The following is a 25,432-nucleotide window of genomic DNA, read 5'->3' as shown; positions in this document are numbered from 1 at the left end:
ACGTCAGAAGGCCTGCTGGATGATCGCGGTCACGGCGCCGACGTCGTCATTCGCGTCGAGGATGCCGTCCGGGTCGTCGAAGAACCCCTGGGTGACGATGATCGTGAAAGCGAGGTCGCGTCCGGACGCCGTCTCCATGACGCCGCCGAGTGTCTTGGTGGCGAGTCGGAAGCGCTGGTTGAAGGCGTCCCAGTTGAGGAGGGTGCCGGTCTTCGCGAACACCTTGCCGGCGGCCGGACCGTCGGCCTCGACCATCGCGAGCGAGCCGTCGACGCCGAGCACCGGCAGCGTGGCCTTCCAGCGCTCGGCGTCGGGGCGCTGGGCCATCAACGTCTGGATCTGCAGGGCATTCGCCGGTGTCACGTAGTTCCCCTCGAGACCCGAGCCGTCGATGAGCGCTGCTCCGGTGACGTCGAGCCCGGCGTCCTTCCAGATCTCGCCGGCGATCGGCATGCCCGCGTCGCATTCCGAGTCGCCGCGCTCCACCGCGAGACGGCAGATGAGCGTCTGCGCACCGCGGTTGTAGCTGATCTTCATGACATACGTGACCTCCTCCGCGAGGGGGAGTGACTCCAGCTCCGCGACCGTCGGCATGGTGTCGACCTCCGCGCGCTCGGCGAGTTCCGTCCCGGGGTTCGTGGCGAGCGGATCGGCGGCCACCGCGACGTCGGCGCGCCCGAGGGCTTCGATGAACGCCGTGCGTGCGAAGGTGGCGGGGTCGTCGAACGCATAGACCTTGAGCTGCGGCTCGCTGTCGGCCGCGATGGTGCCCGACAGGACGACTTCGCCGTCGTGCGAGGACTCGTCGATGGTGATGTCGGTCGTGCCCCCGGCCTCCACGGTCTCGACGGTCGAGGTGACGGTCCACGGTGAGACGGCGGGGGTCAACGTCGTGCCGGCCGGCTCTCCGGGCTCCGTCGGCTGCACCATCACGTCGACCAGATTCTGGTTGATGATGGTCGGGGTCACCGCTTGCCCGCCGAGCGTGCCCGTGAAGAGACGGTCGTCCACCACCACGTCACCGACGACCGAATCGATGCCCGACGCCTTCACCTGCGCGGCGAGATCGTTCAGCCCGCCGAGGGGATCCTGGGGCGTGAGCGTCGAGCCGGGGAGGAAGTTCGCGTCGTTGTGGTCGAGGTTCGTGAAGTCCACGCCTCCGTCGTCCTTCGTGCGTCCACCCATCGTGAGGTCGCCCATCCCCACGAGCACGAGATCGCCGGCGAGGACACCAGCCGTGACCTCGCCGGTGCGCTTGACCGGTGTCGTGATGGTGTGGTCAGGACCCCACTCGAGCCATGCGGCTCCGGCGCTGTAGGTCTTGGCGAAGGAGCCGGGCTCCACCATCCGGTCCGCGCCGAGATCGATGAGCACCTCTCCGGTCTCGAGGTCGTGCACGGCGATCGACCAGGTGGCGTGCTCGTACCGGTCCTGGTTCATCACGTCCAGCGCGGCGTCCGGAAGGCCGTCGACGGCCCAGGGGTCGGTGGGGGCCTCCGTGGTGCACGCGGTCGTGCCGGCGAGGACGAGTGCCGACACCGCCGCGACCGTGGCGCCGCGCCGGAGGAAGACCGCGGCGTTCATTCGGCGTTCCGATCGGCGAGGAGATCGGCGATCCGGCGGAACGTCTGATCCGCAGGATGCGCCTTCGGAACCACGTTCGATTCGTTCATGAACACGGCGACGTTCGTGCCCGTCTCGGGGTCGTGGAACACCGCCGCGGTGAAGCCCAAGCCCTCGCCGTTGTGCCCCCACCAGCCCTTCGTCTCACCGATGCCCAGGGCGTATCGATCGTAGGGAGGTCCCTGGTCGAGGGGTGCCCCGTCCTGGCGTTCGGCTTGTGTGGAGGGCTCGAGGAGGAGGCCGGAGCCCAGCGCTTCCGCCCAGACACGGGCGTCGTCGAGCGTGGACACCATCGACCCGGCCGGTCCGTAGATCGACAGGTTGTCGTTCTGCACGACCTGCTCGCCGTCCAGCATCACGTAGCCGAGCGGATGCTCGGTCCACGTCGTGGCATCCAGGGTGTACCGTGTGCCGTTCTGTCCGAGCGGCTCCAGGATCCGCTCGTCGAGTGCCGCCTCGAACGGTTGTCCTGCGACCTGCTCGACGACCGCACCGAGGAGGTTGGTGTTCGCATTCGTGTAGATCCGCTGCGTGCCCGGTGCGAACTGCGCAGGCTGGTCGACGAGGAATTCGTTGAGCTGGTCGAGGGTGAAGATCGTCGACTCGTCGGCGCTGTAGGCCGCGCCGAAGCCCTCGGTCGTGGTGTAATCCGCGTTGCCGCTCGACATGTCGGCGAGCTGGCGGATCGTGATGCTGTCACCGTTCGTGATGCCGTCGACGTACTGGTCGATCGTGTCGTCGAGGCTGATCTCGCCCGCGTCGACGAGCTGGAGGATCAGGGTCACGGTGTACGACTTGGTGACGCTTCGCAGGGGCCAGGTCATGTCGAGCGATACCGGCACCTCGCCCTCGATGTCGGCGAGGCCGAAGGCCGAGGTCCACGAGCCCTCGCCCGGAATCCATACGCCGACCGCGGCGCCGGGCACCGCGTACTCGGCCATCGCTTGGTCGACGATCTGCTGCAGCGCGGTCTGCGTCTCGTCGGGCAGCGTACCCTCGGGCGCCGCGGGGCGGAGCGTGCCAGAGGTCTCGGAACCGCCGCTGGTGCTCGCTGCCGGTGTCGGTGCCCCGCTGCACCCCGCCAGCAGCACGGCGAAGATCGCGACTGTGGCGAGACCGGTGACGGCCCGCGCGCGGGCACCGTCAGCGTCGGTCCGGGGAGCCCGCGCGCGTGCGCGCGTGCGCGCAGACGTGAGCAGCGGGCGTCGGGTGCGGTGCGTCATGGGTCTCCCAGCGTGAGATTCGGCGGGCGATGGCCCACCCCAGCCACTGTGGTGCACAGCGGCGCCCGCAGCAATGGACCCCGGTCGCCTCTTCGGAATGGCGACTCAGGTCTATGGCCGCCGGGGAACGCGCCGGTGAGGCTGGGGCCTGGAGGGAGGGGACCGTTCGGTCCGCCCGCGCTCAGTGCCTCAGGTCGCGGGCGGGGGCGCCGCCTGGAGATGGCGGAGGACGGCGAGCACGCGACGATGATCGTCCGCGTCGACGGGGAGGCCGAGCGCGTCGTAGATTCTGGAGGTGTGCTGCACGACGGCCTTCTCGCTCAACACGAGTTGTGCGGCGATGGCCGCGTTGCTGCGTCCCTGCGCCATCAACTCGAGCACTTCGACCTGACGCGGCGTGAGACGCGCGACGGCCGATGCGCCGCGGCTCGCACGTGCCACCAGCACCGAGACGACCTCGGGATCGAGGGCGGTGCCACCGGCGGCGACACGACGGAGATCGGTCGTGAACGTGTGGACATCGGCGATCCGTTGTTTGAGCAGGTACCCGAAACCGCCGCCGCCCTCGAGGAGCTCGGTGGCGTACCGGCGTTGCACGTGCTGGGAGACCACGACCACGCCGAGGTTCGGACGGGCGCGACGTATCCGTACGGCGGCGAGCAGTCCCTCGTCGGTGTGCGTCGGCGGCATCCGGATGTCGGTGAGGACGAGGTCGGGGCGGTGTCGTTCCACCTCCTGTTCGAGGTGGAACGCGTCGCCGACGGTGGCGAGCACATCGAACCCGTCGTTCGAGAGGATGTGGGCGATGCCGGTGCGCAGCAGCACTTCGTCCTCGCCGATCACGACGCGCATGGCAGCTCCACGCGGACGCGGGTGCCGCGCAACGGCTCCGAGCGGATCGAGATCGTGCCGCTGAGCGCGTCCACCCGGTCGGCGAGGCCGCGCAGGCCCGCTCCTGCGCCGATCCGCGCGCCGCCGACCCCGTCATCCTCCACGTCGAGCGAGATCCGCCCGTCGCGCTGTGTCAGGGCGATGCGGACCCGGGAGGCTCCGGCGTGCTTGACGGTGTTGGCCAAGGCCTCCGCGATGATGAAGTACGCGGTGTGGGCGGTGGACGTCGAGATCATCGTCTCGTCGACGTCCGCCTCGAGCGTCGTCGGCACCGACAACCGGTCCATCAGGTCTTCGGTGGCGGCGAGGAGACCCCGCTCGAGCAGGGCGGCCGGCAGCACGTCGTGGACGAGGCGACGCAGGTCGGCGGCGGCGAGGTCGATCCCCCGACGCAGCTTCTCGATGTCATCGGTCACGGCGGATCCGCCTGCTGTGTTCGCGATGGTCTGTGCTTCGATGGCGAGGAGGACGAGCTGCATCTGCAACCCGTCGTGCAGATCGCGCGCGATGCGCGAGCGTTCACGGTCGGCGGCTTCGACGAGGCGGACCCGCGACCGGCTGAGAGCTTGGTTGCTGACGAGGAGCTGCGCGGTCAGGCGTTCGCGATCGAGGGCGATGGCGAGGACTTCGGCGGCGCGACGCACGGGTCCTGGCTCGGCGATCATCCGGGCGTCGTAGTCGACCGCCCCGACGACGTCGTCATCCACTCTCACCTGAAGCCATGCGCGGTCGCGGTCGGAGAGCAGCTGGTCCCGGAGCACCTGCTCACCGCGTTCGTCGACATACTGTCCTTTCGCGGCATCCCAGTAGGAGACCCGCAGGGTGTCATCCCCGACCGTCGTCGCCAGCGCCTGCGCGACGGCCGGACGGCTCGCTCCTCGGATCGCAAGCCATTCGCTCAGTGCTTCGAGGGGAGCCGTGCGGGAGAAACCGCCGCGGAGGACCCCGAAGAGGAACGCGATCGGCAGTCCCGCGAGAAGCACGCACTGCAAGGAGATGACGATGTCGAAGTCGAGTCCCATCGGCAACAGGACGTTCGGGATGAGCGGCAGGCAGATCACCGCGAGAAGTCCGTACGTGTAGAGAGGGAGCAGGCGTCGCCGATGCGCCGCATCCGCGGACTGCAAGCGCTGGGCGAGCACCACCGCGGTCATGGCCATGGCCGTGACGCCGAGCACGCTCTGCACGAATGACAGCGGTTCGAACGCCGGGGTGCCGGTCGTGAGCGCACGTGCCGTGTCGAAGACGATGCAGGTCACGTAGCCGAGCACGACCGCGGTCGCCGAGAGTCGGCCACGGACGCGCCCGGAAGGGAACGCGAGCAGCAGATGGATCGCGACGCCGAGCGGCGTCGTCGCGAAGATCGCGTTGAGCCAGTTCATCGAGGGAGGGCCGAGAACGCCGGTGCTCATGAGGAAGATCGAAAGAGAACCGACCAGGAGCAGACCACCGATGCCGTTGGTCGGCCGCCGCCACCACGCGCAGATCCCCGCGCCCGCCCAGATCCACGCGAGTGCGACGAAAGCCAGCACGGCGAACGGCTCGCCACTCTGCTCGGAGCCGACGGCGATCACGATGATTCCGAGCAGGGCCGTGAAGACGGCGACGACCATCAGGGCGAGTTCGAGCGACCCCGTGCGGCCGCCCTGCAGGCGTCGCGGTGTGGGGCTGGTGAGGGGCGAGACGGGGGCAGACACGAAGGGTCTCTCGGTGAGCAGGACGGGTCGGTGTGCTTCCACACTGGCGGACGGGGGTGCCGCAGAGCAACCGGACAGCGGTCGTCGTCGAGTGCGGCCTCGCAAGGGCCGATGATGGAGGTATGCCTTCTGCCCATCGCCCCGGTCTGCGGGTCTCGTCGGGCCTCACCATCCCCGAGTCCGAGCTGTCGTGGCGCTTCTCGCGGTCGTCGGGACCCGGCGGGCAGGGTGTCAACACCGCCGATTCGCGGGCGGAGCTCGTCTGGGATGCGGCGAACTCGGCGGTGCTCTCCCCGCATCAGCGGAATCGGCTGCTCGACCGGCTCAGCGGGCGTCTGGTCGACGGGGTGCTCACGATCGCGGCATCCGAGCACCGTGCACAGCTGCGCAATCGAGACGCCGCGCGGGATCGGCTCGTCGCGCTGGTGGCCGAGGCGCTGCGCCCGCCGGCTCCTCCGCGTCGCCCGACCGCACCCACTCGCGGTTCGAAGGAGCGTCGGCTGAAGGCGAAGCAGCGCCGCACCGAGACCAAGAACCTGCGTCGACCGCCTCGCGACTCCTGAGCGCGGAGCGACCTGCGCGGTTCCTTTCCGCGCTCCCGTCGCACTTTGCCCGCAAACGGCCCGATAGCCATCGAAAGTGCGACGGGAACGCCTGCGCTCACTTCCTGGTCATCGTCGAGGGGTAGCCGCCACCACCGGGATAGACCCACTCGCCGGCCATGACCCGGTCGTCCTCCGTGAACGTCCCGCGGAAGTACGCCGGGCTGCCCTTGACCCCGCCCCAGATCGTGAGCGTGTCACCCTCGAGCTCGTACACATAGTCGAGGGTGTTGCCGAGCGAGTCGTAGAAGCGGGAGACGACGTCCTCGCCGACGGGTTCGCCGAACGGGTGCAGGTTGCCGATCACCTCGAATCCGGTGATCCGCTGGCCGAACTGCTCGAGGTCGACGTGCTGGAGGAGGAAGTACCCGCCGGGCATCCACTCGTAGCGCACGGTGCCGGGGGCCCCGCCCTCGACCACCCACTCGCCGACGAGCCGGTCGAGGGCGCGCAGCCGGGGATCGGGCTGGGGCTGTTCGCCCATGGCCTCATCGTCGCCGAGCTGTGTGCTGTCGGTCTGCGTCTGGTCCGTCATGATTCTCTCCTGTTCGAAATCGGCCCGGCGGATGCCGCGCTCACAGACACGACGGAGCCGACTTCGGAATCTCGACACGGCGATGGGCGAGAAGTCCTCGGCGAGGATGTCGAGATCTGCGGGTCGGCACCGTGGTGTCTTCAGATGCGCCGCCCGGGGCATCGGAGAGGAAACCACCATGACCACCCATTCCGCGCCCGCTCCGGAGCAGGTCCGCCCGCCGCGAAAGGCGTCGACGCAACGGCTGCTGCTGTTCGCTGCTGTCGCCGGTCCTGTGTTCTATGCGTCGTCGATCATCCAGGGGATCGCCAGGGAGGGGTTCGACATCCGCATCCATCCCCTGAGCCAACTCGCGACGGGCTCCGTCGGCTGGGTGCAGATGCTCACCTTCGCCGTCGCCGGCCTCGGCGGGATCGCGCTCGCCATCGCCTACCGGCGGGTGCGGACCGAGGGCATCGGACGACGCCTGGTACCGATCTTCGTCGGGATCTTCGGCGCGGCGTTCCTCCTCGCCGGGCTCTTCCCGATGGATCCGCAGAACGGATTCCCGGTCGGCGCCCCGGAGGGCGTCGTCGCGATGTCGTGGCATTCGATCGTGCACACCTCCGCCGCAGCGCTGTCGTTCCTCGCGCTCGCGGGTGCCGCCATCACACTCCTGATCCGCGAGATCCGCGCGCGTCATGGGGCAGCGGCGGTCGGTCACGGGGTGGTCGCCGTCGTGCTCCTGCTGCCGATGTCGCCCACCGAGTCCAGCATCCAGATCGCGATCACCGGTGCTGTGGCCTTCGGATGGGTGAGTGTGATGGCGCTTCGGGTGCGGCGGTCGGCATGACCCGTACGGTGGGAGAGACGTATCGGACATCATCGGATGACATGAGACCCCGGAGGAGAACAGTGAAGTTCCTGTTGCTGAGCTATACACCCGCCGACGCCTGGGACGCTGAGACGGCGGATACCCCGAGCCAGGAGGCGCTGGATGCCTTCGCGGCCTATCAGCGTTTCGAGGAGTCGCTGCGCGCTTCGGGCGAGTTCGTCCTCAGCGAGGGACTGGGGCATCCCGCCGTGACCACCACCGTGCGTCCGACCGGATCGGGTGCGGTCGCGACCGACGGTCCGTTCGCCGAGCTGAAGGAGGTGCTCGCGAGCTTCGCCGTGATCGAGTGCACGGGCATCGAGCGGGCGCGGGAGATCGTCGCGGAGATGGTGTCGGTCCTCGGGGAGCCGATGGAGATCCGCCCGATCATGGGTGACGACTTCGCGTGACGTCACCGACCGTCCGTCGGCGGATCGAGGAGATCCTTCGACAGGAGGCGCCGCAGGTCCTCGGTGCCCTGGTCCGTCGGTTCGGACGTTTCGATCTGGCGGAGGATGCGACGCAGGAGGCGCTGCTGGCAGCGCACGGGACGTGGCAGGCCGAGGCCATCCCCGCGGAACCGCGGGGTTGGCTGATCCGGGTGGGCTACCGCAAGCTGATCGATCTCCTGCGCGCGGAGGACGCGGATCGGCGTCGCGAGTACGAGTGGCTGGCGTCCGATCCCCGTCGCCGTGACGTCGCCGGAGCGTTCGTCACGCCCGTCGCGCGAGACGACAGCCTCGAGCTGCTGGTGCTGTGCTGCCATCCCGCGCTGACCGGGTCGTCGCAGATCGCGCTCACCCTGCGCGCGGTCGGCGGCTTGACGACCGCAGAGATCGCACACGCCTACGGAGTACCGGAAGCGACCATGGCCACCCGGATCAGCCGGGCGAAGCAGACACTGCGCAGGGCGGGTGCGCGCTTCGAGCTCGCCGGTGTCGATGACCTCGATGCCCGTCTCACCGCGGTCGAGCGCGTCCTCTATCTCATCTTCAACGAGGGGTACACGGCGACGGCGGGCCCCTCGCTCGTCCGCGTCGATCTGACGAGCGAGGCGATCCGTCTCGCTCGCATGCTCGTGGCCGCACGCGACGACGATCCGGAGGCGCAGGGGCTCCTCGCCTTCATGCTCCTGACCGAGGCGCGAAGGGAGGCCCGCGAGATCGACGACGTCCTGGTCGTGCTCGACGATCAGGATCGGGCGTCCTGGGATCGCACGCTCATCGAGGAGGGGTCGCGGCTGATCGAGGCCGTGTGGGAGCGGGGCCAGGTCGGTCCGTTCCAGCTCCAAGCGGCGATCAGTGCGGTGCACGTGAACGCCGCGACCGCGGCCGACACGGACTGGCCGCAGATCGCCGCGCTCTACCTCTGGCTCGAACGGCTCGAACCGACCGGCGTCGTCCGGCTCAGTCGTGTGGTCGCCGTCTCCCGTGCCTTCGGCGCGCGGCGGGGGCTGGCCCTGCTCGACGAGCTCGACCGGAAGCACGCGCTGTCCTCCGATCCGCTGACGGCCAGCAGGGCGCGGATCGTGCGTGCGCACCTGCTCGATGAGGTCGGCGAGCATGCGGCGGCGCGGGCCGGCTTCGCGGAGGCCGCCGCGAGTTCCGCCAATGAGGTCGAGAAGCGCTACCTCGAGGAGCGCGCCCGGGGGTGACCGCCCCTCTGCCGGTCAGCCGGCTGCAGAGCCGCCGGGGCGCGGGAGCTCCCGCAACCGGCCGACCGCCGCGAGCAACTCCTCGGCGGAGGAGCCCAGATTCCCGAGAGCGGCAGCTGCGGCCGCGCTGAACCCGCCGGTGTCGATCGGAAGGCGGGCCACGTTCGGGACGAGACCCTTCTCGTTCGTGACCCAGGTGCCGGCGGCAGCATGCCACCCGTGCGCGGTGAGCATGGTCGTCGTGGTGCCGCACAGCGACACGTAGGCGACATCGCCGGCCTTCGCGCCCTTCACCGCGGCATTCAGCAGGAAATCGACCTGCCAGAGGTTCGCGAGGAGCGCCTCCCGCAGCGCGTCGGGGTACGGGGTCACCCCGCGCGCGAGAGTGACCAGCAGCCCGTCCGGATCACGCAGCGGCACACTCGTCGCGACCTCACCCGCGTAGGCGACGTCGAGGAAGCCGAGCGGGTGCCCGGGCTGGGGATGGAAGGCGAACTGGCCCCGGACGGCGCGGGCGCACTGCTCCGTCACCCGCTCCACGTCTCGGAGGATGAGGTCCACGGGCACGCCGTCCACGATCAGCCAGGCACCGCCGTCGACCCAGGGGCCCCATCCGCCGCGCTCGGCGACCTCGACGTGTTCGCCCGTCCAGCTGCTCGCGACGCGGGCGATACCGGCGCGGTCGACGTCCGCATCCACGTACAGTCCCAGGTCGATGTCGGAGTCCGGGCGATGGGTCCCGCGGGCGCGGCTCCCGCCCAGCGCGACCGCGCGCACGCCGGGGACGCGGCCCAGGTCGTCGGCCATGGAGCGGAGGCGGCCTTCATCGAGCACGGGCTCAGTCCTTCCCGCCGCCGCGGACGAGTTCGAGCCCCGCGCCGGCGAACTGCCGCAGAGTCGCATCCGGCAGGAACGCCCTGGTGAGGGCACCGCCGATGCGGGTGAGGTCGCTCTCGTCGCGGAAGAGCAGGTACATGGTCTCGTAGCGGGGATGGAACTTCTGCTTGAACCGGTGCAGCGAACCGAAGCCGTACACCGGTTCCAAGGCCTCGGCGAGGCGGTCGCTCAGCGCTGCGATCACACCGGCATCCGGGGGATAGTCGTGGGCGAGGGGCGCTCCGGACAGTGACATGATCTGTGCGCCCTCGTCGGAGAACTGCCGGGCGGAGGAGCCGATCAGGAACTCCATCACCGGGCCGAACCCGCCCTCGCGGCGGCGCATGAGGTCGAGGGTCCAGCCCCGCACTTCGCCGTCGTCGCCGTACACGGGCAGCCAGGAGAGGAAGCCGTCGACGTCGCCGTTCGGGGCGAGCGCGAGGGCGAGCCGCACTTCGGGATCCTCGGCCTCGTCGAGCGTGCCGAGGGTGAAGCGCATCTCGGGCAGATCCTTGTCGCCGACCCATGCCTCCGAGATCGCCCGCAGCTGCTGCTGCACCCCCCACGGTTCCGACTTGAAGTGGGTCATCCGGAAGGTCATGTCCTCGCGCCCGGCCTTGTTGAGCGAGGTGCGCACCGAGTTCCACCGCTTTCCCGTGAACTCGAGTCCCGGCAGGTCGACGATCGTGTCGTCCGCCACGACGATGCTCCGCCAGGTCGAGGGGACCGCGGCGCGGGTGGCCTCGTCCGCGCTGAAGAAGCACGGGACGAGACCGGCGAGTTCCGCCGTGCGGATGAACTCCTGCACCGCCTCGGCACGGGCATGCGCCGGGCCGATCGGGTCGGCGAGCGCGAGCGCGACGCCGTTGCGCCTTTGGTACGCCACGATGCCGCCGGGCACACGCGCGTAGCTGTTGCCGTCCCAGGTCGTCATCCACGAGAGGGTGCCGCCGCCGTGCGTGCGCAGTTCGTGCTTCATGTCGTCCGCGGTGGGGGAGGGCTGCGTGCCGAGCTTGGACTTCCGACGGGCATGGAACGCGCGGCGTACCCAGATCAGGTACACGAGCATGATCAGCCAGAGGAAGCCGTTCGCGAGGGCGAGCTCGGTCTCGCCGTCCCAGCGGACGTCGACCTGGGCCTGGCTGAAGACGGTGATCAGCGTCAGCACGAGCGCGGCCGTGACGATGTTGAGGATCCCGAGCAGGAGGGCGAGCACCCAGGTCCAGCGTCGTCCGCGACGCAGCCCGTTCACGAGCACCAGGATCACGACCAGGTCGATGGCGAGGTCGATGAAGCCGCCCGAGGCGGGCTCGGTCGGACCGAACGGACCGTCGGTCGGCAGGAGGGTGGTGATGATCTCGACCGCACCGAGCACGAGGATCGCCATCACCGCGATCAGCCTCTGCTCGCGGACGGTCGTGTGACGCACGCGCAGGGTGCGATCCACCACGAGGATCAGCAGCACGGCGAGCAGATGCTCGAGGTCGGCGAGCTTGCCCCAGAACAGCATCGCGATGAAGACGAAGCCGAGCAGGATGAGCCACCCGCGCACCCGCCACGGTGGCCGGAACAGGCCCACCGCCGCAGCGATGCAGGCCATGGTGCCTCCGGAGGCCCCGACATCGAGCGCCTGTGCCTGCGTGGTCGCCCACGCCCACGGGAACGAGGAGAGCACGAGGAGCACCAGGGCGGTGGCGAAGATCGCGAACAGCTGGCCGACCGCGTAGTACGCGATGGCGACGCGCGTTCCGCGCCGGAACTCCAGGTAGGCCATGCCCCAGAACCCGGCGATCGTGAACACGTAGACCCACGGCTGGTTCACGAAGAACGTGCCCGTCAGCGGCGTCCACCACTTCCCCTCGGCGAGATTGGGCAATCCGTAGGCGACGGTAGGGAACAGGTCGCTGTCCTCGAACGGTGTCCACAGGCCGCGCCAGATGACCCCGACGGCGAGGATCAGCACCACCATCGTCAGCGTCGCGGGGATCCGCCGCGCGAACGCCGGCAGCGGGTGCAGCGAGGGGGAGCGCTCCTCAGTCATGCGATCAGCGTAGCGACGGCTCCGGTGATGCGGGGAGATACGGGGGCGGGACTACTCGCCGCGTAGCACCCGCCGCAGGTCGGCGACCTCGTCGTCCGTCAGACCGCCGCTGCGGAGGTAGCCCGCGGCGTCACCGTGAGTCGCGTCGATCCAGTCCAGCGCCGCCTCGATGGCCGAGGCGGGTGATTCGGTCGCCAGCGTCTTGAGTCCGGGGGTCAGGGGAACGCCGAGCGAGGTGATGAGGCCGGTGAGTGCTTCCGCGAATCCGAGCGCAAGGTTCTTCTCGGTCTCCGTGTAGTCGCCGACGATCGCCTCACGCGGCACGCCTGCGACGGAGAGCAGGATCGCCGCAGCGAGACCCGTCCGATCCTTGCCCGCGGTGCAGTGGAACAGGACGCCGGGGCGGGGGGTGCGCGCAGCGTCGAGCACCGTGCGCGCCACGGTCGCGAACTGCGCGGCGCTGTCCGTGAGGATCGCGATGTACAGCTCCTCCAGGGTCGGCACCTGCTTCAGGAGCTGGGCGACCTGGGTCACCGACAGGCTCTTGCTTCCGGCCGCAGGGAGCAGATGCTTCACCATCTCGTCCATCGCTCCGCCCTGCATGGGCAACGGCAGAAGCGTCACGCTGCCGTCCGCGGGGAGACGGTCGGCTGCACGGGATCGCTCGGCATCCGTACGCAGATCGATCACGGTGCCGATGCCGAGATCCGTCAGAGCCTGCAGTCCATCGTCGGTCAGTCCGGCGAGAGCATCGGCACGGAACAAGAGCCCGGACGCGATGGTCCCGCCTCCCGAGACCGGCAACCCGGTGAGTTCCCGGGCGTTGTGCGTCCCCTGCAGAAGCGAAGTCAGTTCCATCGTCGTCCGGGCCCTCTCCCTGAATCTGATCTCAGAGTATCGGGGTTCGTGTCCGGCCTTCACCCTCGGCGTGGCTGCCGTGACGGGCGCCAGGACTCAGCCGTTCAGGGCCTTCTCGATCGCCTGCTCCGGGTCGTCCCAGGTCTCGAGCACGACCTTCTCGCCGTCCACGAAGAAGGTCGGGGTGCTGGTCACACCGATCTTCTCCCCGTCGGCCTTGTCCGCCTGCACGCGCTCGGCCGTCGCCGGATCCGCGATCGCCGCGTCGTAGGCGGCCATGTCGAGTCCGAGCTCCTCGGCGAAGGCGCGGAACACCTCGGGTGTCTCCTCACCCTGCTCTCCCCACTGCGCCTGCGTCTCGAACAGTCGGTGGTACATGTCCTCGAATCGGTCCTGCTGCGCCGCCGCCTCGGCGGCGAGGGCGGCCTGGGTGGAGTTGATGTGACCCGGGAGCGGGAAGTAGCGGACGACGTAGGTGATCTCGCCGTCGTACTTCTCCCGGAGCTCTTCGACGACGGGATAGAACGCCCCGCAGGCCTCGCACTCGAAGTCGAGGAACTCGACGACGGTCACGGCGCCCTCGCCCCCGTCGTCGAGTACGTGCGAGTCGGTGCGGACGGTCTGCTGCTCCGCGCCTTCGGGCGGCGTGGGGGCTGCGCGCTGGTTGAGCGCGAACACGAGGGCGACGATCAGCAGGACGATGGCGACGGCGATGGCGATCAGGGTCGCTTTGACAGAGTTCTTCATGGGGTCTCCAGACACACGGGTACGACGGGAAAGGGGATGCCGCGCGAAGGCGGCCCGAGGGACGCGTCGGTGTTCAGGTGCGGGAGATCGAGAGCTGTGTGAGCGAGAGTGCGGAGAGGAGAGGACGCGGTCCGGCGCGCGCCGGCGGTGCTGTGCGCGGGGCGCGCGAGACGAGCAGCTGTGTGCCGCGACCGCGGAGACGCCGGAACAGCAGCACCAGTGCGACGCAGCAGAGCGCGACGACCAGGCAGACCCCGGCGTCGGCGGTGAGGACGTCGACCGCGGTCGCGCCGTCGACCACGGCGGTGCCGGATTCCGTGCCCGTCGACGCCGTGGTGCCGGAGGCGAGGCAGAGCGTGGCGTGCACCTCGGCGGAGCCGCGCGACGTCGACCACGCGCCGACGACGAGCAGGAGCGCGAGACCGACGGCGAGGACCACACGCGCGATCATCGTCCGCTCGGCCCGTGCTCGCGGCATCCGATCCGGCGATGAGGGCAGCATTTCCCGCGCAGTCTAGCAACGGCGCCTCTGCCTCCTCCGAACCCCGGACGCTGAGGACATGCCTACACTGGAGGGGTGGCGAGACTACTGATCATCGGCGGCTTCCTCGCCGCCGTGTTCTGGGTGTTCAGCATCGTCGACTGCGCTGTGCAGCCGGCGACGCGGCACCGGGGCGTGCCCAAGGCCGCCTGGATCGCCATCGTGGTGCTCCTCCCCGTGATCGGGGGGATCCTCTGGTTCGTGATCGGTCGTCGGCGGGCCAACGGTTCCGGTGCTCGCCCGGTGATCGCCCCGGATGACGATCCCGCCTTCCTGCGCAGCATCGACAAGACCGAGCAGGATGCGCGCATCCGCCGGCTCGAAGAGGAGCTCGCACGCCTGGACGAGGAGACCGACGAGCCTCCCGCCTCGGACCCGCGCCCGTGAGCTCGTCGCCGGCGATGGATGCGGCGGCGTCCCTGCTCGCCGATCTCGTCGCCCATGGAGTCCGCGACGTCGTCGTCTCCCCGGGTTCGCGTTCGCAGGCCCTCGCGCTCGCCGCGGTGCGTCTGGCGGATGAGGGTCACCTCCGTGTGCATGTGCGCATCGATGAGCGGGTCGCCGGTTTCACCGCGCTCGGCATCGCCAGGGAGACGCAGGTCCCCGCCGCGGTGATCTGCACCTCGGGGACGGCCGTCGCGAATCTGCTGCCCGCGGTGATGGAGGCGTTCCACTCGGGCGTGCCGCTGCTGCTGCTCACCGCTGATCGCCCACCCGAGCTGCGGGGCGTCGGTGCCAACCAGGCGACGCTGCAGAACGGTCTGTTCCACCCCTGGGTGCGCGATCAGGTCGACGCGCCGGTTCCGGGAGACGGCGAGTGGGCAGGGCTCGCCGAGCGTGCGGTGGCCGCGGCGATGGGCGTGCGCGACGTCGATGCGCTTCCCGGCGTCGCAGGACCCGTCCACGTGAACCTGCCGTCGCGTGAGCCGCTCTCCGGCGCATTCCCCGAAGTCAGGGTTGCTCCCGGCGATACGCCCGTCCGGCGTGCGGCCGACTCGTTCGAGCTCGCCCGGGGTCCGCGCACCGTCGTGCTGGCCGGTGCCGATGCCGGGCCGGACGCCGAGGAGATCGCCTACGCCGGTGGGTGGCCGCTGATCGCCGAGATCGTGAGCGGGGCCCGGTTCGGTCGGCAGATCGTGCACGGGTATCGCCGCCTCCTCGCGCAGGAAGAGCTCGGTGGACGTATCGAGCGCGTGGTCGTGCTGGGTCACCCGACCCTCAGCCGGGAAGCGACGGCCCTGCTCTCGCGCCAGGATGTCGACGTGGTGGCCGTCCGTCGCGGAGGGGAGGAGCTCAACCTGAACCACCGCACGCGCGCCGTCGGGGCCGCCACGGTCGCCTCCGGTGCCGCCGATCGTGCGTGGCTCGGTGCGTGGCTCCAGGCCTCCGCCGCCGAGACCGTCGACCTGAGCGAGAACGCCCCGGATCCGGAAGGCCTCGCCTCCACGGACTTCGCCGCCCGTCGGGAAGCCGTGAAGGCCGAACTCGTCGCGGTCCGGCGCCCGCTCGATCGCGAGCTGCTCGTCGATGCCGTGTGGCGGGCCACCTGGCCGCACGATCGGCTCGTCTTCGGCTCGTCGCGGCTGGTGCGCGTGGCCGACCAGGTGCTCGGGGGCAAGAAGGTGCCCGTCCACGCGAACCGCGGTCTCGCGGGGATCGACGGCACGATCGCGACCGCGACCGGTATCGCCCTCGCCAGCCAGGCCGCGGGCGCTCCCGGCGTGACCAGGGTGCTGCTGGGCGACCTCGCCTTCCTGCATGACGTCGGTGCCCTGCTGCTGCCGCCGGATGAGGCGGAACCGCGTCTCCAGGTCATCGTCGGCAACGACGGCGGCGGGACGATCTTCGACGCGCTGGAAGTCGCCGCCTCCGCACCCCCGGCCGACCTCGATCGCGCCTTCTACACCCCGCACACCGTGCGACTGGAACACCTGGCGTCGGCGTACGGCTGGGAGTACCAGCGGGTCACGACCCGCACCGCGCTGGATCAGGCGCTCACCACGCCGCGAGGCGGACGTCAGATCATCGAGGTGCCGCTGCCGCGTTGACTGGCAGGATGTGCGTATGAACGCGCACACCTGGACGCAGCGGCTCCGCGTCGACGAGGGTTTCCGTCTCGCTGACCTCGACCCCGACACCAAGCCCGGCTATGTCGGCGGCAAGTCGCACGGGGTGCGCGATCTCGCGGCCGGGCTCGACGCGCTCAACGATCTGCAGGAGCGGTTGTTCGCCGAAAGCCGGGTGGGCGTGACGAAGGACGCGGTGCTGCTCGTGCTGCAGGCGATGGACTCGGCAGGCAAGGGCGGGATCGTGCGGCATGTGGTCGGGGGTGTCGATCCGCAGGGGGTCGCGCTCGCCGCGTTCAAGGCCCCGACTCCGGAAGAGCTCGCCCACGACTTCCTGTGGCGCGTCGAGAAGCGCCTGCCCGAGCCGGGGTTCATCGGCGTCTTCGACCGCTCCCACTACGAGGACGTCCTGATCGGGCGGGTGCGCGGGCTCGCGGACGCCGCGGAGATCGAGCGCCGCTACGACGCGATCAACGAGTTCGAGGCGCGGGTGGCGGCGTCGGGCACACGCATCATCAAGGTCATGCTGCACATCTCGCCGGAGGAGCAGAAGGCGCGGCTCATGGAGCGACTCGACCGGCCGGACAAGCACTGGAAGTACAACCCCGGCGATGTGGACGAACGGCTCCTGTGGTCGCAGTACATGGAGGCGTACCAGAGGGTCTTCGACCGCACCTCGACGGAGGCCGCCCCGTGGCACGTGATCCCGGCGAACGCCAAGTGGTATGCGCGCCTCGCGGTGCAGGAGCTGCTGCTCGCGGCCCTCGAGGACATCGATCCGCAGTGGCCGGTCGCCGACTTCGACGTCGAGGCCGAGAAGGAGCGCCTCGCCGCGAGCTAGGCCAGGGCGTCGACGAGCGGGCGGAACTTGACCCGGGTCTCGAGCAACTCGCTCTCCGGGTCGGAGCCGGCCACGATCCCGGCACCCGCGTAGGCGGTCACCCCGATCGCGTCGGTGCCTGCCGTGAACTGCGCGCACCGGAGGGCGATCGCCCATTCTCCGTTGCCTGCCGCGTCCACCCAGCCCACCGGCCCGGCGTAGCGTCCGCGATCGAAGGGCTCCAGGTCGCGGATCGCGGCGATCGCCGTCGGGGTCGGGGTGCCGGCGACCGCTGCGGTCGGGTGCAGGACGCGCACCAGGTCCAGGGCCGACTCGCCGTCGGCCAGCTCGCCCTCGACATCGGTCGCCAGGTGGAAGAGGTTGGGCAGTTTCAGCAGGAAGGGCTGTTCGCTCGCGGCCAGGGCTCTGGTGTGGGAGCGCAGCGATGCGAGCACGCTCTGCACCGCGTACTGGTGCTCGTCGAGGTCTTTCACGCTTGAAGCGAGGTGTGCGGATGCCGCGGTGTCGGCGTCGGCGTCGGCCCCGCGCCCGATCGTGCCGGCGAGCACACGCGCCGTGACGGTGCCGTCGTGCACGGTGACCAGGGTCTCCGGGCTCGCCCCGATCAGGCCGTCGACCGCGAAGGCCCAGGTGTCGGGGTAGCCGGTCGAGAGGGCGCGCACGAGGCGACGCAGGTCGGACCCCGCAGGGATGCTGCCGGTCAGGTCGCGCGCGAGCACGACCTTGCTCAGCTCGCCGTCGGCGATGCGGGTCAGGGCCCGGCGCACCGCGTCCTGGTAGCGCTGAGGGGTCTGCGCGCCCGGTCCGACCGTGCCGGCCCAATGGGGTCCGTACGGCTCTGTGGCGAGTGCATCCTCGTGGACTGCTGCGTCGGCGAGGCGGATGCGGGTCTCCCAGAACCGGTCGCCGTGTCGGCCGAGCACGCGCGTCGGCACCAGGAGCACGCTGTCAGCCGTCGACGCCTCATCGAAGGTGAAGGCACCGAAGGCGACCAGCCCGGTGCCCGGGAGCCCGATCGGATCGGTGATCTCGGCCTCGGCGGCCAGTCCCCGCCAGGCCGTCGCGAGGGCTTCGACGCGTGATCCGCCGGGACGCGCCGGAGGGCGGATCTCCGCGAGCGTCTCGCCGACCGCGACGATCCCGTCCCCGCGCCGCAGCCAGGCGAGCGGGCGGGCGGGATCCGTGTAGGCGAGCAGATCTTCGACCGGGTCGATCTCTCGGGTCTCCACGACCAGGGGGGTGGTGTGCACGGTTCCAGCCTATGCCGCTCAGGGGGCAGGGATCCGCGCCGTCGTAGGGTGAGCGGATGAGTGATGCACGCCCCGCACCCGGCACCGAGATGGTCTTCCAGTGGCGAAAGTGGGACGGCTCGCCGCACTGGCGCCACGAATGCGTCTACCTCGGGGCCGACGAGTGGGGGGACTGGCTCGGGCAACCCGTGGGATGGCACAGCGAGCGCCCCGGGGCCGCGTTCCATGCGGGCGGCCCCAACGTGACGCTCATCCCCGCCAGTGGAGACCACGCGGTGACCGTGAACCGCCGTCACCGCCGCGGGATGCGCATCTACATCGACCTGGGGTGGGACATCCGCTGGTCCGACGACCCGCTGCTCGCGACAGGCATCGACATGGACCTCGACGTCGTGCGGGTGGCGGGTGCGCGGGGGACCTGGGTCGACGACCGCGACGAGTGGGCCGAGCACAGCGCTCAGTACGGCTATCCCGCCGACGTGATGACGCATCTCGAGGCGCTCGCCCTCGACCTCGAGGAGCGGGTGCGTGCGCAGACCGCCCCGTTCGACGATGCCACCGCCGATCCCTGGCTCGACCGCCTCGAAGCCCTGGGTCTCGCGCCTAGACTGAAGCCGTGACCCCGAACGAAGCCAACCGCGCCGATCTCGGCAAGGACCCCGCCCGCGTCAGCGGCATGTTCGACCAGGTCGCCGCAGGGTACGACCGCACCAACACGGCCATGACCTTCGGCAACGACATCCTGTGGCGGGCGGCGACGACCCGCGCGGTCGCGCCGAAGCCGGGGGAGCGGATCCTCGACCTCGGAGCGGGCACCGCGTCTTCGTCGGCCTCTCTCGCCCGCAGTGGCGCCGACGTGGTCGCGGCCGACTTCTCGCCGGGGATGCTCGCCGAGGGCCAGCGCCGCCACGGGGCGATGCGCAACCTCTCGTTCGTGCAGGCGGACGCCACGGCACTGCCGTTCGCGGATGCCGAGTTCGACGCCGTCACCATGTCGTATGCGCTGCGCAACGTGAACGACCCGAAGAAGGCCCTCCAGGAGCTGTTCCGGGTGACCAAGCCGGGAGGAAGGCTCGTGATCAACGAGTTCTCCACCCCTCCGGGCAAGCTGTTCCGTGGTGCCTACCGGCTCTACAACGATCAGGTCCTGCCGCGCGTCGCACGCGTGGCCGGCACGAACGGCGACGCGTACGACTACCTCAACGAGTCGATCCGGGAGTGGCCCGACCAGAAGAAGCTGTCGGCCTGGATCCGTGAGGCGGGGTGGACGGACGTCGCGTACCGCAATCTCACGTTCGGCATCGTCGCCCTGCACAGAGCACGCAAGCCGGAGTGATTCCTCCGCGCGAAACCGCGGCACCCGACGAAGGTAGGCTGGGAACGTGACTTCGAGCCCCATCGCCCCGGGTTCGCGACTGGCGAGCCGTCTCGGCTTCAGCGATCGCGTCTTCATCGGCCCCGCCGCCCGCCGCGTCGCGCGCGCCATCGAAGACGGGTTGGAGCTGGTCGAGACCGGACTCGCCGAGGACGTCCGCGTCGCCGATCCGCTGGCCGACGCGGCCAGCCGCTACCTGTACGAGGCTGGCGGCAAGCGCATCCGACCGGTGCTCACGCTGCTCGCCGCGCAGCTGGGCGACGGCAACACCCGCGAGGTCATCGACGTCGCCAAGGCGCTCGAGATCACACATCTCGGCTCGCTGTACCACGACGACGTCATGGACGGGGCGGACCGCCGACGCGGCGTCCCGGCCGCGCACGCCGTGTGGGGGAACAACATCGCGATCCTCACGGGGGACATCCTGTTCTCCCGCGCGAGCCAGTTGATGTCCCGACTGGGCGAACGCGCGATCCGGCTTCAGGCCGATACGTTCGAGCGGCTCGTGCTCGGGCAGATGCACGAGACTCTCGGCCCGCAGGAGAACGACGACCCGATCGCGTTCTACATCCAGGTGCTCGCCGACAAGACCGGTTCGCTGATCGCCGCAGCCACGCAGGGCGGTGTGATCTTCTCCAACGCCCCGAGCGAGTACGAGGAGCCGCTGCGGATGTACGGCGAGAAGATCGGCGTCGCCTTCCAGCTGCTCGACGACGTGATCGACCTCTCGGCCAAGCCGGAGGAGACGGGGAAGGTGCCCGGAACCGACCTGCGCGCCGGTGTCCCGACCATGCCGTATCTGCTGCTCAAGGCCGAAGCCGACGAGGCGTCCGCCGACCTCGCTGCGCGCATCGATGACGGGGTCGCCCGGATCGCGGATGGTGCGGACCCGGCGATCCTCGACGAGCCCCTGGACGAGCTGCGCGACCACCCGGTGACGCAGAAGACCCTCGAGCTCGCGCACGCCTGGACGCAGGACGCCATCGACGCCCTCGGTCCGTTGCCGCGCGGCACGGTGCGCGAGGCCTTGACCCGATTCGCAGAGACCCTCGCCGAACGATCCAGCTGATCTGCGCGGGCGGCCCGTCGGGCCGCGCGCCCGCTGCGACGGCATACGAAAGGACCTCCATGACCAAGCTCAGACTGGCCATCGTCGGTGCGGGCCCCGCCGGCATCTACGCCGCGGACATCCTTCTGAAGGCCGAGCGCAAGTTCGATGTGTCGATCGACCTCTTCGAGCAGCTTCCGGCGCCGTACGGTCTCGTGCGCTACGGCGTGGCTCCCGATCACCCTCGCATCAAGGGCATCATCACGGCTCTGCGCGACGTGCTCGACCGCGGCGACATCCGCCTCTTCGGCAACGTGCGCTTCGGCGAGGACATCACACTCGACGACCTCAAGAAGCACTACAACGCCGTGGTCTTCGCGACCGGCGCGATCCGCGACACCTCGCTGGACATCCCCGGCATCGATGCGGTCGCCTCCTACGGAGCGGCGGACTACGTCAGCTGGTTCGACGGTCACCCCGATGTCCCGCGCGAGTGGCCGCTGGACGCCGCGTCCGTCGGTGTCCTCGGCAACGGAAACGTCGCGCTCGACGTCGCCCGCATGCTCGCGAAGCACGCGGAGGACCTGCTCGTGACCGAGGTTCCGCAGAACGTGTACGAGGGACTCCAGGCCAGCGAGGTCACGGATGTGCACGTCTTCGGTCGGCGCGGCCCCGCTCAGGTCAAGTTCACGCCGCTCGAGCTCCGCGAACTCGGAGAGCTGCGCGACGTCGACATGGTCGTGTACGACGAGGACTTCGACTACGACGAGGCCTCGAAGGACGCGGTCGCCAGCAACAAGCAGGTCATGGTCATCGACCGCATCCTGCAGTCCTGGCGCAAGCGCGACTCGGTCAACAACGCGGGAGGCACGGCCTCACGGCGCCTCCACCTGCACTTCTGGGCGCGCCCCGTCGAAGTGCGCAAGGACGAGAACGGTCGCGTGGCGGCGCTGGTGTACGAGCGCACGCGGCCCGACGGACAGGGCGGCGCCGTGGGCACGGGCGAGATGCGCGAGGTCCCGCTCCAGGCGCTGTACCGCGCCATCGGCTACTTCGGTTCGCCGCTGCCGGGTGTGCCCTTCGACAAGAAGCACGGTGTGATCCCGAACCGCGAGGGCCAGGTGCTCGCGAAGGATTCGAACGAGCGCGTGTCCGGCATCTATGCGACCGGGTGGATCAAGCGCGGCCCGGTGGGTCTGATCGGCCACACGAAGTCCGACGCCATGGAGACCGTGCGGCACATCATCAACGATCAGGGCTCCTGGTGGCACCCGGAGGACCCGTCGGAGGAGGCGATCGTCGCTCTCCTGCAGGAGCGCGGCGTGCAGTGGACCGACCTGGACGGCTGGCACCGCCTCGACGAGCACGAGATCGCCCTCGGTGCGCCGCAGGAGCGCGCTCGCGTCAAGGTCGTCCCGCGCGACGAGATGGTCCGCGTCTCCCGGGGCGAGTAGCGCCGGACCCGCTCTCGGCGTCGCGCCTGGGCTAGCCTGGCGATGACGGGGGAGGACCGCATGGCCGACTGGACGCCCGACGTGCTCGGCGACGAGTTCGAGCAGCTCACGCTCGATCTCGGCGCGGACGACCAAGGGCCCGTCGTCGCGACGCTGGTGCGCGCCCTTCCCGCGGAGCCGGGGTGGTGGGACCGGGTGCGCCGCCGTGCGCCGCAGCTCGACGGCGTCGACGTGCTCTACGTGCACGGGTGGTCGGACTACTTCTTCCAGAAGCGACTCGCGCGCTTCTGGACCTCGCGGGGTGCGCGCTTCTTCGCCCTCGATCTCCGCAAGTACGGGCGCAGCCTCCGCGAGGGGCAGACGCCCGGCTACGTCGCCGACCTGGCCACCTACGACGAAGACATCGCCGCGGCTCTGACGGAGATGGGACGCGGGGAAGGCGGGGGTGAATCCGACCGGCGCCTCGTCCTGCTCGGGCACTCCACCGGCGGTCTCACGCTCAGCCTGTGGGCGTCACGGCATCCGGGCGTGGCCGATGCGGTGATCCTGAACAGCCCGTGGTTGGAGTTCCAGTTCGCCCCCGCCAGGGCGGCGATCGCGCCGATGGTCGAGTTGCAGGCACGGATCCGTCCGCTGGAGGCCGCACCGCAGGTCGATCTCGGGTTCTACACCCGCGCCCAGCAGGAGGTCGCCGATCCTGACGACCCGATGGAGGTGAACCCCCTCTGGCGCCCGGTGCAGACCATGGCGGTCTACGCCGGATGGCTGCATGCGATCCTCTCGGGTCACAAGACCGTCGCCGGGGGACTCTCGATCACCGCTCCGGTGTGCGTGCTGCTGTCCGCGAGGTTCGTGCCTCCGACCCGTTGGTCCGAGGAGCTGACGTCGGCGGACTCCGTGCTAGTGGTCGACGACATCGCCCGTGCGGCTCTCCGCCTGGGCTCGACGGTCACTGTGGAGCGCATCGACGGAGCTCTGCACGATGTCTTCCTCTCACGTCACGAGGCGCGAGAAGACGCGTACCGGCGGCTGGACCGATGGGTCACGGGCTGGCGAGCGGCCGACTGAGTTTCCTCAGAGGTACGGAGTTTCCTCAGAGGTAGTGCATCGACCGGACGAGCTGCTCGGCGCGTCCCCCGTCACCGTCGAGGACGGCGTCGCGGAAGTCGAGGTAGATCTGCCGCATGCGGTCGCGGTCCGTCGGCGTGATCTTCCAGTTCCGGAGGTTGCGGAGGAGAGCCATGCTCGCGTCCTCCATCAGCGCCCGGTGCTGGGTGTTGCCGCAATGCTCGCCCAGGTAGGAGAAGACCGCCCAGCGGGCGTCGGACGTCTTCGCGCCGTCGTCGAGTGTGGCGTACATCGCCGCCACGAGGCGGACGACGTGTGCGCGCTGCGTCGCGGTGAGCCGGGGGACCGCCAGACGCGCGGCGATGCCGGCCTGGCAGCCGGCGAAGACGAGCGACTGCGCCTCGGTCTCCGCCGTCACGGAGGTGACCTCGGTGTACCGGCTCGGATACATCATCACCATGCCGAGCCGTTCGAGACGTTGCAGAGCCTCTCGCACCGGTGTCCGCGAGACGTGCAGTTCCTCGGCGACGTCGACGTCGCGGATGCGTTCTCCCTCCGTCAGTGTGCCCGTGACGATCTGCGTGCCGATGTGCCGGAAGACCTCCTCCGCCAGAAGCTGCTTGCTCTCACCGATGCCCGTCGATGTCGATCCGATGTTCCGCATGGATGCGCTCCCCGTACGCTTGTGTCCCGAGCACCCGACGTTCAGGCTCGGAGGGCCACTGCACCAGGAGGTCGCGTGGATCCCGAAGGTCTCCACCCTCGCGCCAACACGAGCAGTACAACTGCATCCATTCGGAGACATACGCAGAGAGGGGGCCGGATGCCGTGGCATCCAGCCCCCTCTTGCGTACCAGCCGCCGGGGTCAGCGGTAGTTGATGAACTGCAGATCGAGGTCGAGATCGGCACCCTTGAGAAGCGCGATGACCTCCTGGAGGTCGTCGCGGCTCTTCGACTGGACGCGCAGCTCGTCGCCCTGGATCTGGCTCTTGACGCCCTTGGGTCCCTCGTCGCGGATGATCTTGCCGATCTTCTTCGCGTTCTCCGAGGAGATGCCGTCCTTGAGCGTCGATACGATGCGGAACTCCTTTCCGCTGGCGAAGGGGTCGCCCGACTCGAGGCTCTTCAGGGAGATGCCGCGCTTGATGAGCTTGGACTGGAACACGTCGAGAACGGCCTTCGCCCGCTCCTCGGTGTTCGCGGTGATCAGGATCTGCTCGCCGCTCCAGGCGATCGACGCCCCGGTGCCCTTGAAGTCGTAGCGCTGCTCGACCTCCTTGCGGGCCTGGTTCACGGCGTTCTCAGCCTCCTGGTGATCCACTTTCGAGACGATGTCAAAGCTAGAGTCGTTTGCCATTCTGCAATTCTAGGCAACGGGTGTGTCGGGACCCGCTGATTCGAACACAGGCACGGTGTTGACCCGACGGTGGCCGGCGAGCGTCACCGCCACGATGCCGAGCCCGAGAGTGGTGGACAAGAAGCCGAGGAGCCCGAGCGCGGGAAGAACGGCGGCCATCTCGATGAGCGCGCGGGGGGAGCTCGCGCCGACGGCCTGCGGAACCACCCAGACGATCGTCTGAACGCCGAGCGCCCAGAGCGGAGCCCCGTTCCAGGGCGCTGGCACCGTACGCGCGCGGGCCACCTGCATCGCGGCGATCACCCCGGAGATGAGCGGGATCAGCACCGACAGATACGACCAGGTCTGCCATGCTTCCGTCGCCGTCGGCTCCTGGGGGAGGACGAGCGGCCCGAGGACTGTGGCCGTCACCGGCCAGAGGGCGACGACCGCGGAGGCGCTCAGTCCCAAGGGTCTTCGTGCGACGACGCTCGCCTCGCGACTCAGGCCGATGGACAGGAGGAGGATCGCGCCGGCCCAGAGCAGGTCGCTGAGGAGCGCGAGGACGACGTCCGCTCCGGGAGCACCCAATACGGAGCTCCGTGCGATGCCGACGATGCCGCACGAGATCAGTCCGATACCGCCGAGCAGCCACGAGCGTCGGATTTTCCGCATCTCTCGACGGTATCGCGTCGTGCCGCTACCTCCCAGTTTCCTGCCGTCGTGGAAGCGTTTTCACTACGAAATTGCGAGTTCGCCCCGGTCACAGGTTGATATCACCCGCTCTCTTCGTTGCAAATCGCCCTTGCTTCGATGCATACTGTAAGCGCTTGCAGTCTGTGCAGGCCACCC

26 protein-coding genes are annotated in these 25,432 nt (G+C 69.6%); 12 read left to right on the top strand and 14 right to left on the bottom strand.

What is annotated here, in order from left to right:
• Positions 1 to 3 precede the first annotated feature (3 nt).
• From dacB to FGL91_RS01080, 4 genes are all read right to left on the bottom strand, one after another.
• A complete protein-coding gene (gene dacB / locus FGL91_RS01095) occupies positions 4 to 1,584 on the bottom strand; it encodes a D-alanyl-D-alanine carboxypeptidase/D-alanyl-D-alanine-endopeptidase (RefSeq protein WP_153242833.1) in 1,581 nt (526 codons plus the stop codon).
• The gene (locus FGL91_RS01090; RefSeq protein WP_153242832.1) at positions 1,581 to 2,846 is read right to left on the bottom strand and encodes a serine hydrolase domain-containing protein; all 1,266 of its coding nucleotides are present in this window, start codon (positions 2,844 to 2,846) and stop codon (positions 1,581 to 1,583) included. Before FGL91_RS01090 ends, dacB begins: the two co-directional genes overlap by 4 nt.
• A 189-nt stretch (positions 2,847 to 3,035) precedes the next feature.
• Positions 3,036 to 3,698 (bottom strand): response regulator transcription factor, encoded by a 663-nt coding sequence (locus FGL91_RS01085; RefSeq protein ID WP_153242831.1) that lies wholly within the window; start codon positions 3,696 to 3,698, stop codon positions 3,036 to 3,038.
• Positions 3,686 to 5,434 carry a sensor histidine kinase gene (locus FGL91_RS01080; RefSeq protein ID WP_153242830.1) on the bottom strand — a complete coding sequence of 583 codons (1,749 nt, stop codon included), beginning with the start codon at positions 5,432 to 5,434 and terminating at the stop codon, positions 3,686 to 3,688. Before FGL91_RS01080 ends, FGL91_RS01085 begins: the two co-directional genes overlap by 13 nt.
• Before the next feature lie 122 nt (positions 5,435 to 5,556).
• Here FGL91_RS01080 and arfB point away from each other — a divergent pair, with 122 nt between their 5' ends.
• Positions 5,557 to 5,997 carry an alternative ribosome rescue aminoacyl-tRNA hydrolase ArfB gene (gene arfB / locus FGL91_RS01075; RefSeq protein WP_134352114.1) on the top strand — a complete coding sequence of 147 codons (441 nt, stop codon included), beginning with the start codon at positions 5,557 to 5,559 and terminating at the stop codon, positions 5,995 to 5,997.
• A 97-nt stretch (positions 5,998 to 6,094) separates the two neighbouring features.
• Here the strand turns inward: arfB and FGL91_RS01070 are convergent, their stop codons facing one another.
• Complete coding sequence (locus tag FGL91_RS01070) at positions 6,095 to 6,571, bottom strand: hypothetical protein (RefSeq protein ID WP_227991788.1); 477 nt, start codon at positions 6,569 to 6,571, stop codon at positions 6,095 to 6,097.
• A gap of 178 nt (positions 6,572 to 6,749) precedes the next feature.
• Here FGL91_RS01070 and FGL91_RS01065 point away from each other — a divergent pair, with 178 nt between their 5' ends.
• The 3 genes from FGL91_RS01065 (at position 6,750) to FGL91_RS01055 (ending at position 9,078) form a co-directional block, all read left to right on the top strand.
• Complete coding sequence (locus FGL91_RS01065; protein WP_153242829.1) at positions 6,750 to 7,403, top strand: DUF998 domain-containing protein; 654 nt, start codon at positions 6,750 to 6,752, stop codon at positions 7,401 to 7,403.
• A gap of 62 nt (positions 7,404 to 7,465) precedes the next feature.
• A complete protein-coding gene (locus FGL91_RS01060) occupies positions 7,466 to 7,834 on the top strand; it encodes a YciI family protein (protein ID WP_131492398.1) in 369 nt (122 codons plus the stop codon).
• Positions 7,831 to 9,078: an RNA polymerase sigma factor gene (locus FGL91_RS01055; RefSeq protein ID WP_131492397.1), complete on the top strand. Its 1,248-nt coding sequence runs from the start codon at positions 7,831 to 7,833 to the stop codon at positions 9,076 to 9,078. Before FGL91_RS01060 ends, FGL91_RS01055 begins: the two co-directional genes overlap by 4 nt.
• A gap of 15 nt (positions 9,079 to 9,093) precedes the next feature.
• Here FGL91_RS01055 and FGL91_RS01050 read toward each other — a convergent pair whose 3' ends face one another.
• The 5 genes from FGL91_RS01050 to FGL91_RS01030 all read right to left on the bottom strand — a co-directional run bounded on the left by FGL91_RS01050 (position 9,094) and on the right by FGL91_RS01030 (position 14,102).
• Positions 9,094 to 9,912 carry a nucleotidyltransferase domain-containing protein gene (locus tag FGL91_RS01050; RefSeq protein WP_227991786.1) on the bottom strand — a complete coding sequence of 273 codons (819 nt, stop codon included), beginning with the start codon at positions 9,910 to 9,912 and terminating at the stop codon, positions 9,094 to 9,096.
• A 4-nt stretch (positions 9,913 to 9,916) separates the two neighbouring features.
• Positions 9,917 to 11,995: a bifunctional lysylphosphatidylglycerol flippase/synthetase MprF gene (locus tag FGL91_RS01045; RefSeq protein WP_153242828.1), complete on the bottom strand. Its 2,079-nt coding sequence runs from the start codon at positions 11,993 to 11,995 to the stop codon at positions 9,917 to 9,919.
• Between the two features lie 51 nt (positions 11,996 to 12,046).
• On the bottom strand, positions 12,047 to 12,853 hold the full coding sequence (locus tag FGL91_RS01040; RefSeq protein ID WP_131492394.1) for a tyrosine-protein phosphatase: 807 nt from the start codon (positions 12,851 to 12,853) through the stop codon (positions 12,047 to 12,049).
• 96 nt (positions 12,854 to 12,949) lie between these two features.
• A complete protein-coding gene (locus tag FGL91_RS01035; RefSeq protein WP_153242827.1) occupies positions 12,950 to 13,600 on the bottom strand; it encodes a DsbA family protein in 651 nt (216 codons plus the stop codon).
• 73 nt (positions 13,601 to 13,673) lie between these two features.
• Positions 13,674 to 14,102, bottom strand: a complete 429-nt coding sequence (locus FGL91_RS01030; protein ID WP_227991784.1) for a hypothetical protein — start codon at positions 14,100 to 14,102, stop codon at positions 13,674 to 13,676.
• 75 nt (positions 14,103 to 14,177) lie between these two features.
• On the opposite strand from FGL91_RS01030, the gene FGL91_RS01025 reads away from it, so the two are divergent.
• Genes FGL91_RS01025 through FGL91_RS01015 form a run of 3 tightly spaced genes read left to right on the top strand, consistent with a single transcriptional unit; the run spans position 14,178 to position 17,048 of the window.
• Positions 14,178 to 14,528 (top strand): PLD nuclease N-terminal domain-containing protein, encoded by a 351-nt coding sequence (locus FGL91_RS01025; protein WP_047524129.1) that lies wholly within the window; start codon positions 14,178 to 14,180, stop codon positions 14,526 to 14,528.
• A gap of 14 nt (positions 14,529 to 14,542) precedes the next feature.
• Positions 14,543 to 16,189 carry a 2-succinyl-5-enolpyruvyl-6-hydroxy-3-cyclohexene-1-carboxylic-acid synthase gene (gene menD / locus FGL91_RS01020; protein ID WP_153244638.1) on the top strand — a complete coding sequence of 549 codons (1,647 nt, stop codon included), beginning with the start codon at positions 14,543 to 14,545 and terminating at the stop codon, positions 16,187 to 16,189.
• Positions 16,190 to 16,205: 16 nt separating this feature from the next.
• Positions 16,206 to 17,048 carry a polyphosphate kinase 2 family protein gene (locus FGL91_RS01015; RefSeq protein ID WP_153242826.1) on the top strand — a complete coding sequence of 281 codons (843 nt, stop codon included), beginning with the start codon at positions 16,206 to 16,208 and terminating at the stop codon, positions 17,046 to 17,048.
• Here FGL91_RS01015 and FGL91_RS01010 read toward each other — a convergent pair.
• Positions 17,045 to 18,298 carry an isochorismate synthase gene (locus FGL91_RS01010; RefSeq protein ID WP_153242825.1) on the bottom strand — a complete coding sequence of 418 codons (1,254 nt, stop codon included), beginning with the start codon at positions 18,296 to 18,298 and terminating at the stop codon, positions 17,045 to 17,047. The genes FGL91_RS01015 and FGL91_RS01010 overlap by 4 nt on opposite strands.
• Positions 18,299 to 18,354: 56 nt before the next feature.
• Between FGL91_RS01010 and FGL91_RS01005 the strand changes: the two genes are divergently transcribed.
• From FGL91_RS01005 to FGL91_RS00985, 5 genes are read left to right on the top strand one after another with little or no spacing between them, the layout of a single operon-like run.
• Positions 18,355 to 18,918, top strand: coding sequence for a DUF402 domain-containing protein (locus FGL91_RS01005; protein WP_153242824.1), 564 nt, complete (start codon positions 18,355 to 18,357; stop codon positions 18,916 to 18,918).
• On the top strand, positions 18,915 to 19,634 hold the full coding sequence (locus FGL91_RS01000) for a class I SAM-dependent methyltransferase (RefSeq protein ID WP_047524124.1): 720 nt from the start codon (positions 18,915 to 18,917) through the stop codon (positions 19,632 to 19,634). The genes FGL91_RS01005 and FGL91_RS01000 overlap by 4 nt, the downstream gene beginning before the upstream one ends.
• Before the next feature lie 46 nt (positions 19,635 to 19,680).
• Entirely contained in the window at positions 19,681 to 20,742 is a 1,062-nt protein-coding gene (locus FGL91_RS00995) for a polyprenyl synthetase family protein (RefSeq protein WP_047524123.1), read from the top strand.
• Positions 20,743 to 20,801: 59 nt separating this feature from the next.
• Positions 20,802 to 22,175, top strand: a complete 1,374-nt coding sequence (locus tag FGL91_RS00990; RefSeq protein ID WP_153242823.1) for an FAD-dependent oxidoreductase — start codon at positions 20,802 to 20,804, stop codon at positions 22,173 to 22,175.
• Between the two features lie 60 nt (positions 22,176 to 22,235).
• A complete protein-coding gene (locus FGL91_RS00985; RefSeq protein ID WP_134352105.1) occupies positions 22,236 to 23,243 on the top strand; it encodes an alpha/beta hydrolase in 1,008 nt (335 codons plus the stop codon).
• A 25-nt stretch (positions 23,244 to 23,268) separates the two neighbouring features.
• On the opposite strand, the gene FGL91_RS00980 is transcribed toward FGL91_RS00985, so the two are convergent.
• The 3 genes from FGL91_RS00980 to FGL91_RS00970 all read right to left on the bottom strand — a co-directional run bounded on the left by FGL91_RS00980 (position 23,269) and on the right by FGL91_RS00970 (position 25,255).
• On the bottom strand, positions 23,269 to 23,907 hold the full coding sequence (locus FGL91_RS00980) for a GntR family transcriptional regulator (RefSeq protein ID WP_047524138.1): 639 nt from the start codon (positions 23,905 to 23,907) through the stop codon (positions 23,269 to 23,271).
• A 202-nt stretch (positions 23,908 to 24,109) separates the two neighbouring features.
• Positions 24,110 to 24,601 (bottom strand): YajQ family cyclic di-GMP-binding protein, encoded by a 492-nt coding sequence (locus FGL91_RS00975; protein WP_047524120.1) that lies wholly within the window; start codon positions 24,599 to 24,601, stop codon positions 24,110 to 24,112.
• Positions 24,602 to 24,610: 9 nt separating this feature from the next.
• Entirely contained in the window at positions 24,611 to 25,255 is a 645-nt protein-coding gene (locus FGL91_RS00970; RefSeq protein WP_153242822.1) for a hypothetical protein, read from the bottom strand.
• Between the last annotated feature and the right edge of the window lie 177 nt (positions 25,256 to 25,432).

The sequence above is a fragment of the Microbacterium sp. CBA3102 genome (assembly GCF_007954505.1).
Lineage (GTDB): Bacteria > Actinomycetota > Actinomycetes > Actinomycetales > Microbacteriaceae > Microbacterium > Microbacterium aurugineum.
The sequence above is the reverse complement of the archived record's forward strand: the minus strand, read 5'-3'. Positions and strand labels throughout refer to the sequence as shown.

Coding starts and splice junctions, on each gene's coding strand:
- dacB (WP_153242833.1), bottom strand. CDS start 1,584: ATGAACGCCGCGGTCTTCCTCCGGCGCGGCGCCACGGTCGCGGCGGTG.
- FGL91_RS01090 (WP_153242832.1), bottom strand. CDS start 2,846: ATGACGCACCGCACCCGACGCCCGCTGCTCACGTCTGCGCGCACGCGC.
- FGL91_RS01085 (WP_153242831.1), bottom strand. CDS start 3,698: ATGCGCGTCGTGATCGGCGAGGACGAAGTGCTGCTGCGCACCGGCATC.
- arfB (WP_134352114.1), top strand. CDS start 5,557: ATGCCTTCTGCCCATCGCCCCGGTCTGCGGGTCTCGTCGGGCCTCACC.
- FGL91_RS01070 (WP_227991788.1), bottom strand. CDS start 6,571: ATGACGGACCAGACGCAGACCGACAGCACACAGCTCGGCGACGATGAG.
- FGL91_RS01065 (WP_153242829.1), top strand. CDS start 6,750: ATGACCACCCATTCCGCGCCCGCTCCGGAGCAGGTCCGCCCGCCGCGA.
- FGL91_RS01045 (WP_153242828.1), bottom strand. CDS start 11,995: ATGACTGAGGAGCGCTCCCCCTCGCTGCACCCGCTGCCGGCGTTCGCG.
- FGL91_RS01040 (WP_131492394.1), bottom strand. CDS start 12,853: ATGGAACTGACTTCGCTTCTGCAGGGGACGCACAACGCCCGGGAACTC.
- FGL91_RS01035 (WP_153242827.1), bottom strand. CDS start 13,600: ATGAAGAACTCTGTCAAAGCGACCCTGATCGCCATCGCCGTCGCCATC.
- FGL91_RS01030 (WP_227991784.1), bottom strand. CDS start 14,102: ATGCTGCCCTCATCGCCGGATCGGATGCCGCGAGCACGGGCCGAGCGG.
- menD (WP_153244638.1), top strand. CDS start 14,543: ATGGATGCGGCGGCGTCCCTGCTCGCCGATCTCGTCGCCCATGGAGTC.
- FGL91_RS01015 (WP_153242826.1), top strand. CDS start 16,206: ATGAACGCGCACACCTGGACGCAGCGGCTCCGCGTCGACGAGGGTTTC.
- FGL91_RS01005 (WP_153242824.1), top strand. CDS start 18,355: ATGAGTGATGCACGCCCCGCACCCGGCACCGAGATGGTCTTCCAGTGG.
- FGL91_RS00990 (WP_153242823.1), top strand. CDS start 20,802: ATGACCAAGCTCAGACTGGCCATCGTCGGTGCGGGCCCCGCCGGCATC.
- FGL91_RS00985 (WP_134352105.1), top strand. CDS start 22,236: ATGGCCGACTGGACGCCCGACGTGCTCGGCGACGAGTTCGAGCAGCTC.
- FGL91_RS00980 (WP_047524138.1), bottom strand. CDS start 23,907: ATGCGGAACATCGGATCGACATCGACGGGCATCGGTGAGAGCAAGCAG.
- FGL91_RS00975 (WP_047524120.1), bottom strand. CDS start 24,601: ATGGCAAACGACTCTAGCTTTGACATCGTCTCGAAAGTGGATCACCAG.
- FGL91_RS00970 (WP_153242822.1), bottom strand. CDS start 25,255: ATGCGGAAAATCCGACGCTCGTGGCTGCTCGGCGGTATCGGACTGATC.